Genomic DNA, 16,721 nt, shown 5'->3' with positions numbered 1-16,721 from the left:
GACCGGCCCGGACACTCGGTCAACTGCTGCTGACCATCAGGTTGTTGGTGATGAAGTCCAGGCCGCCGGACGACGAGGTGACCTCGTAGCCGAACTGCACGTCACCGATGGTCTCGTTGCCCATCCAGCCCTTGGTGTCCTTGATCCACTTCAGGATCGGGAGGATGTTGACGGAGCCGGAGGTGGAGTCGGAGGTCCGCAGGAACGAGAAGACCTCGTTGGCGCCGTTGTTGCCCTTGTAGACGTTCCAGGTGTGGCCGCCGAGGGTGACGCTGCCCTGCGAGGTGCCGAGCGGGCCGACGGCTCCGTTGTAGTTCACCCAGAGCATGATCTCGTAGTCGTAGTCGGTGTCCCAGATGTCGTACGAGGTGTTGTACGCGCCCGAGGACGGGACGGTGACGTTGTAGTTGCTGGTGAGGGAGCCGAGGGAGGTGATCGTCTTGTTGATCACCTTCTTGGAGTTGGGGTAGGACTTGATGCCGCCGGTGTTGGGGTGGTCGGCCCAGACTCCCCAGTTGGTGCCGGAGTTGGCCCAGATGCACTGGCTGCCGGCGCCGCTGCCCCAGATGTTGTTGTAGAGCGTGTAGCCGTTCAGGTTCGTGTTGCCCCACTGGTCGCAGGAGTTCCAGACGGCGGCGTGGGCGGGGGCGGAGGCGAGGCCGACGGTGGCGCCGAGCGCGAGGGCCGGGGCCAGCAGGGCCTTGGTGACCTTGCCGAGCGTGCTTGATGCCATGGTGTCCCTTCCATGGGTGGGGGGATTACGGGGTCTCCTGCGCCCCCAGGGTGAGGACGCAGGCCTCTCCGGCGACGAGGTCGAGCGGCTGTGCGCCGGAGGAAGTCCTGACTTCGATGCGGTGGGTGCGGGTGGGCCGCAGGACGGCGGTGGCGTCGTCCGGGCTCCAGGTGAGGTCGAGCTCGGCGCCGAACCGGGTGCGGATTCCCCGGAGTTCGCCCGCCGGGAGGCCGGCCGGCAGCGCGGGGAGCAGGACCAGCCGGTCGGGGGTCGACTGCACGAGCATCTCGATGAGCACCGCCGGGAGGGCATGGGCGGCGTCCGCGTTGTAGACGTTCCGGTGGGGGTAGTGGGCGCTCATCAGGGAGGCGTGGAAGAAGTCGCCGTCCAGGACGCTCGCGAGCGCCCCCGCGACCCGCTCGCCGTCCCGCAGCCTGGCCGCGATCAGGGCGTGGTGCAGATGGCCGTGCGCCGAGTCGTTCTCGGCACCGCGCAGCTCCAGCGCCCGGTGGGCGGCGGCCGCCGGGCCGGGGGTGTCGTACGGGTCGATCTCGTCGAGCGGCCAGACGCCGTAGAGGTGGCTGAGGTGACGGTGGTCGTAGGTGTCCTCCAGACCGGGCCGGGCCCATTCGGCGAGGGCGCCGTCGGCGTTGATGCGATGGGGCGGGAGACGGTCGGCGAGGGCGCGCCAACGGGCGGCCTGTCCGGGGTGGTACTCGGCCGCCGTGAGGAGCGCGTGCCGGGCCGCGGAGAGGTCCATGGCGGCGTTGACCGAGCCCCAGCTCGCGTTGGCGGGGCGGTTCTCCGGCGAGTAGGACGGGACGACGACCAGGTGGCCGTCGGTGTCGGTCCGGGTCAGGAAGTCCTCGTAGAACCGGGCGACTTCGGCGAGGACTGCGGCGGTACGGGGATCGCGTTCGCCGCGGGTCTCGTCGTGGTCGACGAGGGGCTTGAGCAGCCAGTCGGCGCCGGCGGTCCACAGATGGAGGGGGTATTCGCGGCTGTAGTGGTACGTGAAGCCGGACTCGCCGTCGGTGTGCGTGGGCGCGACGACGCCTCGGGCGCCGTAGATCGCGCGGGCGTTCTCCCGCCAGTCGGGGAGCTGACGCTGGATCAGGGCTGCCAGGGATTCCGTCACTTCGGGGAGCGCGGCGGAGGCTGCGGACGCGGTCTGGAGGTTGAGGTTGGCGTTGGTGGTGAAGGCGCCGGACCAGGCGGTGTTCCAGTCGCCGGTCCACAGGCCGGTGAGACGGGGCGGGTTCAGACCGCTGGAGGAGAACAGGTGGTAGCGGCCGGCTGCGAAGAGGCGTTCGAGGAGGGCCGGGCTCTGCGGGCGTTCGAGCAGCTCGGAGCCGGAGAGGGCTCGTTCGGCCGGGTCGGCGGCCAGGTCGAGGGTGACGCGGGTGTAGGCGGTGCGGTGCAGGCGTGCGTGCCGGTCGAGGAGATCGTCGTACGGCTGCTCGGTGAGGAGCTCACGCAGGGCCCGGGTCTCGTCCACGACGTCCAGCTCGCCGGTGTGCCGGCGCACCCGGGTGAGGAGCAGCACGGACTCGGCTCCCTCCACGAGCACTCCGGGCGGGACCAGGGTCGCCGTGCCGCCCGTGACGGCGACCAGGGTCACTCCGGTGTACGCGCGGTCGCTGTCCGGGTAGCCCGCGCGGAGGGTCAGCGCGGCGCCCTCGGGGGTGAGGAGGGAGCCGTGGCTGAGGGCCAGTGCGGCCGGTGCGCCCGGGAGTTGGTGGTCCTGGTGGATGTCGAGCGTGAGTCCCGGGCCCGCGACCTGCTGGACGATCACGTCGTCCGCGCGGGAGACGAAGACACGGCTGTTCCAGTCGGCGCTGCGGGCGGTGACCTCGCCGGTGGTGAAGTCGACCTGTCGCCGGTAGTCGTGCGCGTCCCCGGCCGGTCTGCGCAGCCGTAGCTGGAAGGCGGGATGGAAGGGCTGCACCCACTGCAGCGGCCGTCCGTCCGTGAAGCCCTCCGCCGCGGTGAGGTCACCGGCGAGCATTCGGTCCTGGAGGGCGGAGAGTCCGGCGGCCAGGTGCGGAGGCCGGGCGTGTTCGCCGCCGTTGGGGCGTACGAGGGTGTGGTGGGTGACGATGACACGGTCGTCGTTCGGATCTCCGAACACAAGGGCGCCGTGGTGGCCGTTGCCGCTCAGGAAGGCGTCCTCCCAGCGGGCGGCCGGGTGCGGTTCCCAGGTGCCGTGGACGGGGCCGGACCGTGTCATGGCTTCAGCACCGCCACTCCGTAGCGGTCCAGGCGGACCTCGCCGGTGACCGACGTGCCGGTGAGCAGGTCGTGCAGGGTGCCCGGGACGGGGACGGTGACCGGCTCGCGCCCGTGGTTGAGCACGAAGAGCAGCTCACCGCGGCGTACCGCCTCGACCCCGGCGGGGAGGCCGTCGACGACCGGTCGGACGCCGGCCTCGGCGGCGGCGCGGGTGAGCAGGCCCTTCAGTGCGTCCGGCTCCGGGAGCGTGGAGACGTACCAGGCGCTGCCCCTGCGCAGGACGGCGGGCAGTCCGTCGAGTTCGCCGCCCTTGTAGGGGATCGTCTCCTCGGCGTCCGCCCCGGCTTCGATCTCCTCCGACCAGAGCGTGCCGCGGAAGCCGTCGCACTCGACGGTCTCTCCCGCGTCCAGCGGCCACCACTCGTGCAGGGTGCGGATGCCGAACAGCTCGCGCAGCCGGCCGTCCATACCGCCCGGCCGCACCCGGTCGTCCTCGTCGGCGACACCGGTCAGGAAGCCGCAGACGAGGGTGCCGCCCCCGCGGACGTACGTCAGGAGGTTCTCGATCGCCGGGTCGGTGAGGAGGTAGAGCTGCGGGACGACGACGAGGCGGTAGCCGGACAGGTCGTGCTCGGGATGGGCGAAGTCGGTGGTGAGGTGCGCCTCCCAGAGGGCGCGGTGCCAGGCGTGCAGGACGGCCGGGTGGTCGACCTCGGTGGACAGGCGGCCCTCCTGGGCGCCGGCCCACCAGGAGTGCCAGTCGTGCAGGATGGCGACGTCGGCTGTGATGTGCGTGCCGGTGACCTCGCCGAGCTGTGCGAGCTCGGCGCCGAGCTGCTTGACCTCCTGGAAGGTACGGCCCTGCTCCCCCGCGTGACTGACCATCCCGGAGTGGAACTTCTCCGCGCCCTGCCGGGACTGCCGCCACTGGAAGTAGCAGACGGCGTCCGCACCGCGCGCCACGGCCTGGAGGGACCACAGCCGGTTGAGGCCACGCGGCTTGGGATGGTTCACACCACGCCAGTTGACCGGACCGGCCGCCTGCTCCATCAGCATCCACGGGCCGCGCGCCTGGGAGCGGGTCATGTCCTGGACCAGCGCACCCTGTTGTGCGCCCAGCGGGTCGCGGGGGTCGGGGTAGAGGTCGACGGAGACGACGTCCTCCTCCTCTGCCCAGCGCCAGGCGTCCTGGCCGATCCACAGCGGCATGAAGTTGCTGGTGACCGGGATGTGCGGGGAGTGCCGGCGGACGATGTCCCGCTCGGCGGCATAGCACTCCAGGAGCATGTCGGAGGTGAAGCGCCGGAAGTCGAGCACCTGGGTGGGGTTCTTCATGTAGTGGGCGTGGCGCGGGGGCAGGATGCCGGACCAGGTGTCGTAGCCCTGACTCCAGAAGGCGGTGCCCCAGGCGGTGTTGAGGGCGTCGAGGGTGCCGTATCTGCCCTGGAGCCAGCGGCGGAAGCGTTCGGCGGCCTCGTCGCCGTAGTCGACGGTGCAGTACTCGTTGTTGATGTGCCACATCGTGAGGGCGGGGTGGCCGCCGTAGCGGGCGGCGAGGTCCTCGGTGATGGCGGAGGCGTGGCGACGGTAGGTGGCGCTGGAGTGGGAGAAGTGCTGACGGCCGCCCCAGTGCTCGACGCGGCCGTCGGCGTCGCGGGGCAGGGTGTCCGGGTGGAGGCGGCCCAGCCAGGGGGGCGGTGAGGCGGTGGGGGTGGCGAGGACGACGCCGATGCCCGCATCGTGCATCAGGTCCATCAGGCGGTCGAGCCAGGCGAAGTCGCGCTGTCCGGGGGCGGGTTCGAGCTTCGCCCAGGAGAAGACGCCGAGGGTGACGGAGTTGACGCCGGCGTCCTTCATCAGGCGGACGTCCTCGAGCCAGGTCTCCTCGGGCCACTGCTCGGGGTTGTAGTCACCGCCGAAGATGATGCGGCCGCGGGTGGCGTCGGTGAGGGCGGGGCCTTTTCGAGTCGGCATCAGACGGGCTCCCCGTACTGGATTCCGCGCCCGTTGGTGGCGAGGTAGACGCGGCCGTGGACGCGCGGGTCGCCGGTGATGGCCTCACCGGTCCAGCCCCACTGGTGGGCGTCGTCGTTGATCCGCACCCAGGTCTTCGCCTCGTCGTCGGAGCGGTAGACGGCCGTGATGGCCTCGGTGGAACCCACCTGGTAGATCGCGGGGTAGTCGGCGCCGACGGCAGCCCTGCCGAAGCCGAGGGTGTGCGAGGCCCAGCAGCTGTCGACCTTGGTGAAGCCGGCGCCCCCGTCGGTGGAGCGGTACAGACCGTTCGACTTGGTGGAGAGCCACAGATCGCCCCTGCGCCCAGGAGCAACGGCGATCTTGAACTGGCTGTCCCCGGAGGGCAGTCCGGTCGTACGGGCGGTGAAGGATCGGCCACTGTCAGTGCTGGCGTACAGCGTTCCAGTGTCGGTGTCGTACGCGTAGAAGAGCGTCGGGTCGGCCGGGTCGGCGACCGGCGTGGCGCCCTTCGGGAAGGAGGAGACCTCGGACCAGGTCGCGCCGTTGTCGGCGGATCGGTGGGCTGCGTACTTCGTGCCGTCCCAGTGCACGAAGGACCACAGCAGCACACTGCCGTCGGCGTTGGTGGCGATCGGCCCCGGTGCGCTCTTGGCGATGTCGGGCTGGGCCGCGAAGGGCGCCCAGGTCTGCCCGCCGTCGTTCGAGTAGGCGCCGTTGCCGTGATCGCCCCACCCGGTGCGCACGACGTACGCCGGCCTGCCCGCAGCCTGCGCGAGTCCCGTCGCCGACCCGAACACGGGGTTCGTCGCCATGCCGCGGGACGGAGACGCCGTGAGCCGCTCGTGGTACATCACGCCGATGTCCCCGGAGCCGCTGATCAGGTGCGCCTCTCCGACCGGGGGCGAGATCAGTTGGCGCACGGACGTCTCCTCCAGGCCGCGGATCTGCGGGGCCCAGTTCCTCAGGTCACGGGTGCCGTAGAGGGTGGCGCCGGTGCCGTAGACGATGTGGCGGGAGTCGTACGGGTCGAGGGCGAGGGCCTGGATCCACCAGCCGAACTTGGGCTGGTCCTCGCCCCCCTTGAGGAAGGGGGTCTCGGATACGTCGAAGACAGCGGAGTCCTTGAGGGACGTCCAGGTGCGACCGCCGTCCGTGGAACGGTAGAGCGTGTCGACGGCGGCCCAGCGGTTGTTGGTCGACACGACGACGGTGCCGGGGCGACGGGCGTCGACGGCGACGCCGCCGTAGCCGAAGGTGTCGGTGGCGCCGTCGGGGGCGGTGCCGCCCGGCTTCACCGGCGTGACGTCGGTCCACGTGCCGGTCACGGTGGCCAGCTTGTGCACGCTGCCGTCGGACTGGCCGTTGGGGCCGGGGGCGTCGGCGTACGTCACGTACAGCGCGCGGGTGTGGCGGTCGTGGGCGGCGCGGATCGGGACCTTGGCGTGCGTGCCGGTGGGCTGTCCGGCGACGGGGTGCCAGGTGGTGCCGTCGGTGGTCCGGTACAGGTTCTTGGTGCCCGTGGTGCCGTCGCCGTCGCCCCAGCCGGCGTAGACGGCGCGGCCGACGGCGACGAGGAGGGTGACGCCCCGGCCGGTGGCGCTGGGGATGGCCGGAAAGGAGCTCAAGGCTGCTGAGGCGGCGCCTCGTTCAGGACGGCTTCGCTCAATCGTGTGACAGTCAGCTATCTGCCTTGCGGCGCCAAGCAAGGCTCGGGATACCGTGACCGTGCGATCTGGGACGCAGGGTGCGGTGTCAGCGTGCGGGGCCCCTGCTCCACCAGCGAGATGGTTCAGGGCCTCCCCGTCGCCTCTGGCCGCGTCCACATGGCCAGGTCGTGAGGGACTCTGCCCACCCGGCTCGGACCACGGACGCGATCCGTGTCGCCGCCCGGGATGCGAAAGCGGACGACCAGTGCGCCCAAGACCGTTCGGGGCGTGCCAGTGAGTGGGCTTCCTGCTCACCGCCAAGGAACGGTGGAACAGCACGCCGGTTCCGTTGCCGACGATGACGGCGTTACGCCAGCGGCAGGTCAGCGTGCCATAGGCGCATGTGTCCGGGGCCGTCGTGGCTTCGGCCCCGGACACATGCGCGCGGTCCTCGATGACCCAGACGGTAGTGAGCTCGGCGACCGCGGTACCGGCAAGGACCGTTCGTCTGCTGGGGCGGGACGTACGCATGACATACCTCGTTCTGCAGGTTGGGGGGGGGAGGGGAGAGACCTTAAGGGCGCGGGGAACTGCGCGAGCAACCACGAACAACCCGCGGCCAAAGAACAACCGCAGCTCCCCGAACCCCACCCGCTCGGGCTTCAGCCCTTGACCGCTCCGGTGAGCATGCCTTTCTTGAAGTGCCGCTGGACGAAGGGCGACAGCACAGCCACCGGCAACAGAGCCATGACCATGACCGCCATCTGCACGGCCAGCCCCGACAGCTGACCGGTCTTGATCGCCTGCCCCAGCCCGACCGGGGCCTCCTGCTTCTGCACCAACTGGATCATGACGTTCTGCAGCGGCATCATGTCCTGGTCGTTGAGGTACAGCGAGGCGTTGAACCACGCGCTCCAGTACCCCACGGCGTAGAACAGAGTGATCACCGCGATGACGGCCCGCGAGAGCGGCATGACGATTTGCCACAGGATCCGGAAGTCCCCGGCCCCGTCGATGCGGGCGCTGTCGATGAGCTCCTGCGAGATCCCCATGAAGAAGCCCCGCAGCACCAGGATGTTGAAGACGCTGATCGCACTCGGCAGGATCAGCGCGAGGTAGGTGTCGGTCAGCCCCAGGGTCTGCACCAGCAGATACGTCGGGATGAGTCCGGCGCTGAAGAACATCGTCGCCAGCAGTGTCATCAGGATCCAGCGGTGCCCGAGCGACCCGGTCCGGGACAGCCCGTAGGCACACAGGACGGACACGGTCATCGAGAAGAGCGTGCCGACCAGGGTGACGAGAACGCTGATGATGGCCGCGCGGGACACCTGGCCGCCGCTGAGCAGCTCCTGATAGGCGACGAAGGTGATGTCCTTGGGCACCATCACCAGGCCGCCGGCCTCGTCGATGGTCTCGCGTGTGGACAGGCTGGTGACGACCACGATCCACAGCGGGAAGAGGATCGCGAGGCAGGCGATGGCGAGCACGAGACCCTTGCCGGCGAGGCCGGCCTTGGTGGGCGGCTCCTCCCACACGGGACGCGGCGGTGCGGCCCAGCGACCGGGCTTGCGCACGGGTTTGTCGATGACGGCGGTCACTTCCTGTACACCCCCTGCTCGCCCATGAGATGGGCCACCTTGTTCGCGGCGAGGACCAGGCCGATGCTGACGACGCCCTTGATCAGTCCGGCGGCGGCCGCATAACCGAAGTCCTGGTTGCGCACGCCGTTCCACCACACGAAGGTGTCGAGGACCTCCGCCGCCCCCGGTCCGACGGCGTCGCGTTGCAGCAGGATCTGCTCGAAGCCGACGGTGAGGGCGTCGCCGACGCGCAGTACCAGCAGCAGGGCGATCACGGGCCGCAGTGCGGGCAGCGTGACGTGCCACATCCGGCGCCAGCGTCCGGCGCCGTCCATGGCGGCGGCCTCGTACAGGTCGGGGCTGACCGAGGCCAGCGCGGCGAGGAAGACGATGATCCCCCAGCCGGCGTCCTTCCACACGCTCTGGGCGGTGAGCAGGAACGGGAAGGTGTCCGGGTTGGTCATGATGTCGAGGCCGTCGTACCCGTTCTGCCGCAGCAGCTGGGAGAGGATCCCGGCGCCGCCGAACAGTTGCTGGAAGACGGCGATGACGAGCACCCAGGAGAAGAAGTGCGGCAGGTACAGGACCGCCTGCGCCACCGCCCGCACCCGGGGCCTGACCACGCTGTTGATGAGCAGCGCGAGCAGGATCGGGATCGGGAAGAACAGCACGAGCTGGAGGAAGAACAGCACCAGCGTGTTCTGGACGGCCTGCCAGAAGGCGGAGTCCTGGAAGATCCGCTCGAAGTTCTCCAGTCCGACCCAGGGGCTGTTCAGGATGGAGACGACGCCGTTGGTGCTGATGTAGGGGTCGTACTCCTGGAAGGCGACGACATTCCCAAGGATCGGTACGTAGTTGAAGAGCAGGACCAGCACGAGGGCCGGCAGTGTCATCAGCAGCAGGACGCGGTCGCGTCTGAATCGGAACCGCAGACTGAGCTTCCCCGGACGCCGGCTCTCATCGGGACCGGTGGCGCCACCGGACGCCACCGGGGGCTTCGCCGGTGTCTTCGTCTTGGCCTCGACCGTGCTGCGAGGCACCGTGCTGTGGGCCACGGCCTTCTCCTTGCCTGGGTACCCGGTCAGTTGGCCGCGGAGCCGTTCTCGTCGAGCAGCTTCTGGTACCAGTCGCGCAGCTTGTCGCCGCCCTTGCTCTTCCAGTCGGAGACGGCCTGCTGCATGTCGCTGATCTTCTTGCGGCCGCGGACGATGTCGTCCTCCAGCTGCTCGAAGTCGTTGGAGAGGTTGGTGTAACGGGCGGGCTCGGTGACCTGCATGCCGTAGAAGGCGGTTTTCTTGGTGAAGGCGCCCATCCGCTGCTGCCACTCGACGGCGCCCCTGCCGATGTCCGGGAAGTCCGGGCGCGCGATGGTCGGAGCGGGGCTGGCGACCATGACGTAGGCGTTGACGACCTCGATGTTGCCCTTGTCGTTCTTGGCGGGCACGCCGTCCTTCACCGTGTAATGGGTGCCCTCGACCCCGTAGTTGGTGAGCATGTACTCCTTCGTGCCGTACGGGGCCGCGGTCGCGTTGGCGACGGCCAGTGCGTCGCGGATGACGGCCTCGGAGGCGTTCTTGCTGATGAAGGCGAAGATGTTCGCCGGGTTCGTGGCCCACAGGGTGGGGTTGCCGCCGTCGTGGCCGAAGATGTCCATGCCCCAGATCTGGAATTCCGGGTTCTGCGCGGCCTGGACGGCCTGCTGACCCCACCAGCTGGAGATGTCGTTGTTGTAGATCAGGAACTCGCCGGCCGCAAACTTGGTGCTGGGATCGACGGCCTGGCTCTTGCCGAGCCGGCCGTCGGGGTGGACGACCCCGGCGGCGAAGAGCTTGCGGGTCCACTCCAGCGCTTCGAGGTACTCCTCGGTTTCCGCGCGGTAGATCAGCTTGCCGTCGACGACGTTCCAGCCGAGCGCCTTCTCGCTCCCGGACATCACACCGAAGACGTTGAAGGCGGTCCACTTCATGTCGTTGCAGGCCCACCGCTTGGCCTTGGCGTTGGTGATGTCCTTGGCCAGGGCCATGAACTCGTCCGCCGACCGCGGGATCTCGTGCCCCTCCTTGTCGAAGATGTCCTTGCGGTAGAAGGGCACGATGTTGGCGACGTACGACGAGGGCATGGGCAGGCCGCGCAGCGCGCCGCCGAAGATGCACCGCTGCCAGGCGTCCGTCGGGATCGCCGCGAGGTTCGGGTACTCCTTGACCTTGTCCCCGGAGAGGTGGGGACCGAGGTCGGCGAACTTGCTGATGATGGCGCTGGGTATCTTCCCGCCCATGTTCCAGCCGGGGACGACCACAACGTCCGGCACGTCGCTGGAAGCGAGGACCGCGCCGAGCTTCTGGTCGTAGGTGTTGCCGTCCTGGTTCTGCCACTGGACGTCGACGCCGATCAGGTCGTTCATGGCCCGGTAGTAGGCGTTGTCGCCCTTCGGCGGGGAGCCCCAGAACGGCGACATGATGGTGACCTTGCCGCCCTTGCCGAGCTTCTTCGGCACCGAGGTCTTCAGCTCCGCGAGGTCCACCTTGCTGATGAAGCCGGCTGCGGAACCGTTCTTCGACGGGATGTCCGGCGCCACCACGTTGCTGGCCACGTACGCCGGCAGCAGCTTCTTGGCGTCCTTGCCCGACGTGGTTCCCTCACGCGACCCGCCGCCCGAACCGCCACAGGCGGCCAGCAGCGGCATTCCCCCGCCCACCGCGACGGCGGCGACCGCCGTGGAGGCGAGGAAGTTTCTCCGGCTCGGGGCGGAGGAGGCGGAAGCGGCGTTCGGCGTCATTGCGTCAACCCTTCGTGGCGCACCAGGACACCCGGCGGTGGCCGTCGGCTGCGGTGTCTCGAGTGGAACTGGCTGAGCTGAAGCGGTGCTCCGACGAATGCCGAGGAATGCGCACCTCCCGGCGGCAGGGCCCTCGTCGTCGAAGCGCTTCGATGTTGCTGCGAGGTTAAGTGAACACCCGGGGGTGCACAAGGGTCCGCTCCCAACATTCCTCCGAGGTTTGGGGTATCGAACCGGCCTCATATGCGCCATGCAATGTCGACGGGGAGCCGGAGTTGTTGCCCCGAGGTGTCTTGACACCCACCCGTGCACCGAATGAGCATCGAAGCGCTTCGAAAGCGTCTCGCCGCTCCATCGCAAGGGGAACCCCACGTGACCGCACAAACGCCGCCTACGCCGCCTTTCCGCGATCCGCATCTGCCGTTCGCGAAGCGCATCGACGATCTGCTGTCGCGGCTCACCCTCGACGAAAAGGTCTCCTTCCTGCACCAGTTCGCGCCCGCCGTCGAGCGGCTCGGCATCGCGGCCTTCCGCACCGGGCAGGAGGCGCTGCACGGAGTTGCCTGGATGGGCCCGGCGACGGTGTTCCCGCAGGCGGTGGGCCTGGGCGCGACCTGGAATCCGGACCTCGTACGCCGGGTCGGCGACGCGGTGTCCAGGGAGGTGCGCGCGATGCGTGCCCGGGACGAGCGGGTCGGTCTCAACGTCTGGTCGCCGACGGTGAATCTGCTGCGCCACCCGCTGTGGGGCCGTAACGAGGAAGGCTACTCCGAGGACCCCAAGCTGACCTCGGCGATCGCCACCGCCTACACCCGCGGTCTGCGCGGTGACCACCCCACGTACTGGCGCACCGCGCCCGTCCTCAAGCACTGGCTCGCGCACAACAACGAGACGGACCGGGCCACTTCGTCGTCGTCCGTCCGCCCGCGCGTGCTGCACGAGTACGACCTGCGGGCCTTCCGCGAGACCGTCGAGGCGGGCGCGGTGGCCGGGGTGATGCCGGCGTACAACCTGGTCAACGGCCGCCCGAACCACGTCTCGCCGTATCTGCGCGAGCACCTGCGCACCTGGACCGACGAGGACCTGCTGGTCTGCTCGGACGCGGGCGCCCCCTCCAACCTGGTCGACTTCGAGCACTACTTCGACACGCACGAGGAGGCGACCGCTGCCGCGCTGCTCGCCGGCGTGGACAGCTTCACCGACCACGGCACGGACAGCACGAAGATCGTCGCGCGCGTCCAAGACGCCCTGGCTCAGGGACTGTTGACCGAGGCCGACATCGATTCCGCCGTCCGCCGCCAGCTCTCGGTCCGTTTCCGGCTCGGCGAGTTCGACGGATACGACGAAACCGGCGCCTTCGACACCCCGGAGCACCGCGCGCTCGCCCAGGAGGCCGCCGAGCAGGCGATCGTCCTGCTCCGGAACGACGGTCTGCTTCCGCTCGCCCCCGACACCCGCATCGCGGTCGTCGGTCTGCTCGCCGACGAGTGCAAGCTCGACTGGTACAGCGGCACCCTCCTGCACCGGTCCACACCTCTGGAGGGCCTGTACGAGCGGTTCGGCGCCGAGCGTGTGCAGTTCGCGGAGGGCGTGGACCGGGTGCTGCTCAGGACGGGCGACGGCACCTTCCTCCATGTGCCGCCCGCCGAGGAGAGCGACGACCAGGTCCGCGGCGCCGAGGGCGCCCTCGACCCGGCGCTGCTCGCCGGCCGCACCGACCTTCCGCCGCTGACCACCGACGCCACCGGCACGGAGTTCGCCCTCGTCGACTGGGGCGAGGACATCCTCACCCTGCGCGCACCGGACGGCCGCTACCTCTCCGTCGCGGACGACGGCTACCTGCGCGCCTCCGCCGACCAGCCCGGCGGCTGGATCGTCCAGGAGACATTCCGCCTGGAACCCCACGAGAACGGTCACCTCCTCAGGCACCTGGGCACGGGCCACCCCGTCTCTGTCGCCGCCGACGGCGTGAAGGTTGCCGAGGAGAACCCGGAGATCTTCGAACTGGTCGTCGTCGAGCGCGGCGAGGACGCGGTGGCGCGGGTCGCCGCGGCGGCGGACGTGGTCGTGGTCGTCGCGGGCAACGACCCGCACCTCAACGGCCGTGAGACGGAGGACCGCAGGACGCTACGGCTGCCCGCCCACCAGGAACGCCTGCTGCGCGCCGCCCGCACGGCCAACCCGCGCACGGTCCTGACCCTCGTCTCCGCCTACCCGTACGCGATCGACCCGGGCCCCCTCCCTGCGGTGCTGTGGACCGCGCACGGCGGCCAGGCCGCCGGCACCGCCCTCGCCCGCGTCCTGGCCGGCGACGTCTCCCCCGCCGGACGCCTGCCGCAGACCTGGTACGCCGACGACGCCGACCTGCCCGACCTCCTCGACTACGACGTGATCGGCGGCCGGCAGACCTACCTGTACTTCGAGGGGACACCGCTGTTCCCCTTCGGTCACGGCCTCTCCTACGCGTCCTTCTCGTACGCGGACGTACAGGCCCACGTCGAGGGCGACACCGCCCACATCTCGTTCACCGTCACCAACACCGGCGACGTGACCGCCGACGAGGTCGCCCAGCTGTACGCGCGCGCCGCCGATCCGACGGTGGTCCGGCCTCGCCGCGAACTGCTCGAGCACCGGCGGATCACCCTGGCCCCCGGTGCGACGACGCACCTGACCTTCGAACTGCCGCTGACCGCCTTCGAGTTCTGGGACGTCACCCACGGCCGGTGGCGCCTGGAGCCCGGCCCGTACGACATCCTGGTCGGCGCCTCCAGCGAGGACATCCGCCTGCGCACGACCGTGACGCTCACCGGCGAGCCCGCCGCACCGCGCCCCGTCACCGAACTCGGCCTGGACGCGGCCGACTTCGACGAGCAGAGCGGCACCGAGATCGTCGACCGGACGAAGACATCCGGCGATGCGGTGACGCCGGTGGCAGGCGGAACCGGCGAACTGATCTACCGCGCCTGCGACTTCGGCACCGGAGTCACGGAGCTCTCCGCGCAGGTGGCGGGCGAGGGCACGATCGAGCTGTCCCTGGACGGCGGACCGACCCTGGCGACTTTGCAGACGCCCCCCTCGGGCCCGTACGACTACACCACCGTGGACGCCGGCATCGTCGCCGAGGGCGTACACGACGTCCACCTCAGACTGCGCGGCCCGCTACGGCTCGCGCACGTCGGCTTCTCCGGTTGAGGGTCCGGACCAGGCCGACGAAGGGAAGGGGCCCGGCACCGGAAGGCATCGGTGCCGGGCCCCTTCGGGGACGGCGAGCTCGCGTCGCCAGGGCCTCACCGTACATGAAAATGGTTCCCATTAGCCAGAGGGGTCCGGAGAAAAGAGGCTGCCGGTAACTGCCACGGCTGGGTATGGTGCCGGACGTGCGTTGATCTTCAGGGCGGCGGCGCAGTGGCTGCCGCAGACGGAACGGCCCTCCTGCTGTCGGCATGACGGCGAGGCGGCAAGGCATGCCCACCCGTCGAACCGACCGGAGATCACCCCGTGCACCCGCTGACCTATGAGACGTTCGTCGCCCGAGCCGTCGCCGACCCGGACGTCGTCGGGCTTGTCCTCAAGGGCTCCCATGCCCACGACGGCATGGCCACCAAGCACTCCGATCACGATGTCTACGTCATCCTCGCCGACGACGCGAACACCGACCTCACCGGTCTCGACGGTCATCGTTCCGCCGAGCTGGACCTCATGGTCATGACGGTGGACGGCTTCCGTCGGCTCGGCGGCTGGGAGCGGTACGCCCTCGCTCGGGCCCGCGTCCTGTTCGACAGGCTTGACGGTGAGATCTCAAAGATCATCGCCGCCCAGGGACGACTCGACGTCGGTGAGGCGTCGCGAGCGGCAGCCGGCTGGCTGGATGCCTATGCCAACTCCCTCTATCGGTCGGTCAAGAACGCCCGCGACGGCCACCTGCTCGCCGCACGTCTCGATGCGGCCGACAGCATCGGCTTCCTGCTGGAGCTGCTGTTCGCCCTCGATCGTCGTCCGCGCCCCTACAACAAGTACCTGGAGTGGGAACTGGAAAGGTTCCCTCTGCCGGAATGGAACACGGGCGTGTTGCTGGCCACGATCGGACAGATCGCGGGCACGGGTGACGTGGACGTGCAGCGACGGCTCTTCGCACAGGTTGAGGCGGTGGCCCGGGACGCCGGCCATGGGTCCACGCTGGACGCCTGGGGCGAGGATCTGCGGTTGATGCGCCCCCGTCCGGGCCACCCCGGTTGACAAGGGACGACCAGGGCGCCCGCCCGCGACAACGGCCGGAGCCCCCGCACAGCAGGCTCCGGCCGTCGGACTGTGGATGTCGTCAGAGTGCCAGACCGGTGAGGACCAGCACCCGCTCGTACGTGTAGTCGTCCATCGCGAACTTCACGCCCTCGCGGCCCACGCCGGACTGCTTGGCGCCGCCGTACGGCATCTGGTCGGCGCGGTAGGAGGGGACGTCGCCGATGATCACGCCGCCGACCTCGAGGGCGCGGTGGGCGCGGAAGGCGGCCTGGAGGTCGTGGGTGAACACGCCTGCCTGGAGGCCGTACTTGGAGTCGTTGGCGGCGGCGAACGCCTCGGTCTCGCCGTTCACCTTCAGCACGGTGAGGACGGGGCCGAAGACCTCCTCGCAGGCGATCGTGACGTCGGCCGGTACGTCGGTGAGGACGGTCGGCGCGTAGGAGGCGCCGTCGCGCTTGCCGCCGGTGAGCAGCTTCGCGCCGGCCTGGACCGCCTCGTCGACCCAGGACTCCACGCGCTTCGCGGCGTCCTCGCTGACCAGCGGGCCGACGTCCGTCGTGTCGTCGGAGGGGTCGCCGGTGACCAGGGCCTCGACCGCGGCGACGATGCGCGGCAGCAGACGGTCGTGGACGGACGCGTCGGCGATCACGCGCTGCACCGAGATGCAGGACTGGCCGCCCTGGTAGTTGGAGAACGTGGCGATGCGGTTCGCCGCCCAGTCGAGGTCCTCGTCGGAGGCGTAGTCGGCGAGGACGACGGCCGCACCGTTGCCGCCCAGCTCCAGGGTGCAGTGCTTGCGCGGCACCGAGTCCATGATCGCGTAGCCGACCTTCTCGGAACCGGTGAAGGAGATGACCGGGAGGCGCTCGTCCTGGACCAGGGCGGGCATGGCCTCGTTGGGAACCGGCAGGATGCTCCAGGAGCCGGCCGGGAGGTCGGTCTCGGCGAGCAGCTCGCCGATGATCAGGCCGGAGAGCGGAGTGGCGGGCGCCGGCTTCAGGATGATCGGCGCGCCGGCGGCGATGGCCGGGGCGACCTTGTGGGCGCACAGGTTGAGCGGGAAGTTGAACGGCGCGATGCCGAGCACGACACCCTTCGGGAAGCGCCGGGTGAGGGCGAGCCGGCCCTGGCCGCCGGCGTCGGTGTCGAGGCGCTGCGCCTCGCCGCCGTTGAAGCGGCGGGCCTCCTCGGCCGCGAACCGGAAGACCGACACGGCGCGGCCGACCTCGCCGCGGGCCCACTTCATCGGCTTGCCGTTCTCGGCGGAGATCAGCCGGGCGATCTCCTCGGTGCGCTCGACCAGTCGCTTGCTGACATGGTCGAGGGCGGCGGCGCGGACGTGGGCGGGGGTGGCGGCGAAGGCGTCCCGTACGGCGTACGCGGCGGCCACGGCCTCCTCGACCTGGTCCGCGGTCGGCACGCTGACCTTGCCGACGATGCGGCCGTCCCACGGGGAGGTGACGTCGAAGCTGTCCTCGCCGGTGGCCTGACGGCCGGCGAGCCAGAAGGCGTGGGTGGAGGTCATGATGTGGCCCGTG

General features: G+C 70.0%; 9 protein-coding genes and 1 pseudogene. 2 read left to right on the top strand and 8 right to left on the bottom strand.

Annotated elements, in window-relative coordinates:
- Positions 1-19: 19 nt before the first annotated feature.
- The 7 genes and pseudogenes from ACFV7R_RS19400 to ACFV7R_RS19370 form a co-directional block, all read right to left on the bottom strand.
- The gene (locus ACFV7R_RS19400) at positions 20-733 is read right to left on the bottom strand and encodes a hypothetical protein (protein ID WP_385264750.1); all 714 of its coding nucleotides are present in this window, start codon (positions 731-733) and stop codon (positions 20-22) included.
- Between the two features lie 25 nt (positions 734-758).
- A complete protein-coding gene (locus tag ACFV7R_RS19395; RefSeq protein WP_385264747.1) occupies positions 759-2,963 on the bottom strand; it encodes a glycoside hydrolase N-terminal domain-containing protein in 2,205 nt (734 codons plus the stop codon).
- Positions 2,960-4,939, bottom strand: coding sequence for a beta-galactosidase (locus ACFV7R_RS19390; RefSeq protein ID WP_385264745.1), 1,980 nt, complete (start codon positions 4,937-4,939; stop codon positions 2,960-2,962). The genes ACFV7R_RS19395 and ACFV7R_RS19390 overlap by 4 nt, the downstream gene beginning before the upstream one ends.
- Positions 4,939-6,591, bottom strand: a pseudogene (locus tag ACFV7R_RS19385) (1,4-beta-glucanase); the annotation flags it as partial. The gene ACFV7R_RS19390 and the pseudogene ACFV7R_RS19385, both read right to left, overlap by 1 nt.
- Positions 6,592-7,250: 659 nt before the next feature.
- On the bottom strand, positions 7,251-8,186 hold the full coding sequence (locus ACFV7R_RS19380; RefSeq protein ID WP_385264742.1) for a carbohydrate ABC transporter permease: 936 nt from the start codon (positions 8,184-8,186) through the stop codon (positions 7,251-7,253).
- Entirely contained in the window at positions 8,183-9,223 is a 1,041-nt protein-coding gene (locus tag ACFV7R_RS19375) for an ABC transporter permease (protein ID WP_385264739.1), read from the bottom strand. The genes ACFV7R_RS19380 and ACFV7R_RS19375 overlap by 4 nt, the downstream gene beginning before the upstream one ends.
- A 26-nt stretch (positions 9,224-9,249) precedes the next feature.
- Positions 9,250-10,944, bottom strand: coding sequence for an extracellular solute-binding protein (locus tag ACFV7R_RS19370; RefSeq protein ID WP_385264737.1), 1,695 nt, complete (start codon positions 10,942-10,944; stop codon positions 9,250-9,252).
- Positions 10,945-11,316: 372 nt separating this feature from the next.
- Between ACFV7R_RS19370 and ACFV7R_RS19365 the strand changes: the two genes are divergently transcribed.
- Entirely contained in the window at positions 11,317-14,136 is a 2,820-nt protein-coding gene (locus ACFV7R_RS19365; RefSeq protein ID WP_385264735.1) for a glycoside hydrolase family 3 C-terminal domain-containing protein, read from the top strand.
- Positions 14,137-14,442: 306 nt separating this feature from the next.
- Positions 14,443-15,180: a hypothetical protein gene (locus ACFV7R_RS19360; RefSeq protein WP_385264732.1), complete on the top strand. Its 738-nt coding sequence runs from the start codon at positions 14,443-14,445 to the stop codon at positions 15,178-15,180.
- A gap of 82 nt (positions 15,181-15,262) precedes the next feature.
- On the opposite strand, the gene ACFV7R_RS19355 is transcribed toward ACFV7R_RS19360, so the two are convergent.
- Positions 15,263-16,708, bottom strand: coding sequence for an aldehyde dehydrogenase family protein (locus ACFV7R_RS19355; protein WP_385264730.1), 1,446 nt, complete (start codon positions 16,706-16,708; stop codon positions 15,263-15,265).
- Positions 16,709-16,721: the final 13 nt, after the last annotated feature.

Origin of the sequence: Streptomyces sp. NPDC059866, assembly GCF_042731325.1 — a bacterium.
GTDB lineage: Bacteria > Actinomycetota > Actinomycetes > Streptomycetales > Streptomycetaceae > Streptomyces > Streptomyces flavusporus.
Note: the sequence above shows the minus strand (reverse complement) of the source record. Positions and strands in the feature narration are given on the sequence as shown.

Coding starts and splice junctions, on each gene's coding strand:
- ACFV7R_RS19370 (WP_385264737.1), bottom strand. CDS start 10,944: ATGACGCCGAACGCCGCTTCCGCCTCCTCCGCCCCGAGCCGGAGAAAC.
- ACFV7R_RS19355 (WP_385264730.1), bottom strand. CDS start 16,708: ATGACCTCCACCCACGCCTTCTGGCTCGCCGGCCGTCAGGCCACCGGC.
- ACFV7R_RS19390 (WP_385264745.1), bottom strand. CDS start 4,939: ATGCCGACTCGAAAAGGCCCCGCCCTCACCGACGCCACCCGCGGCCGC.
- ACFV7R_RS19400 (WP_385264750.1), bottom strand. CDS start 733: ATGGCATCAAGCACGCTCGGCAAGGTCACCAAGGCCCTGCTGGCCCCG.
- ACFV7R_RS19395 (WP_385264747.1), bottom strand. CDS start 2,963: ATGACACGGTCCGGCCCCGTCCACGGCACCTGGGAACCGCACCCGGCC.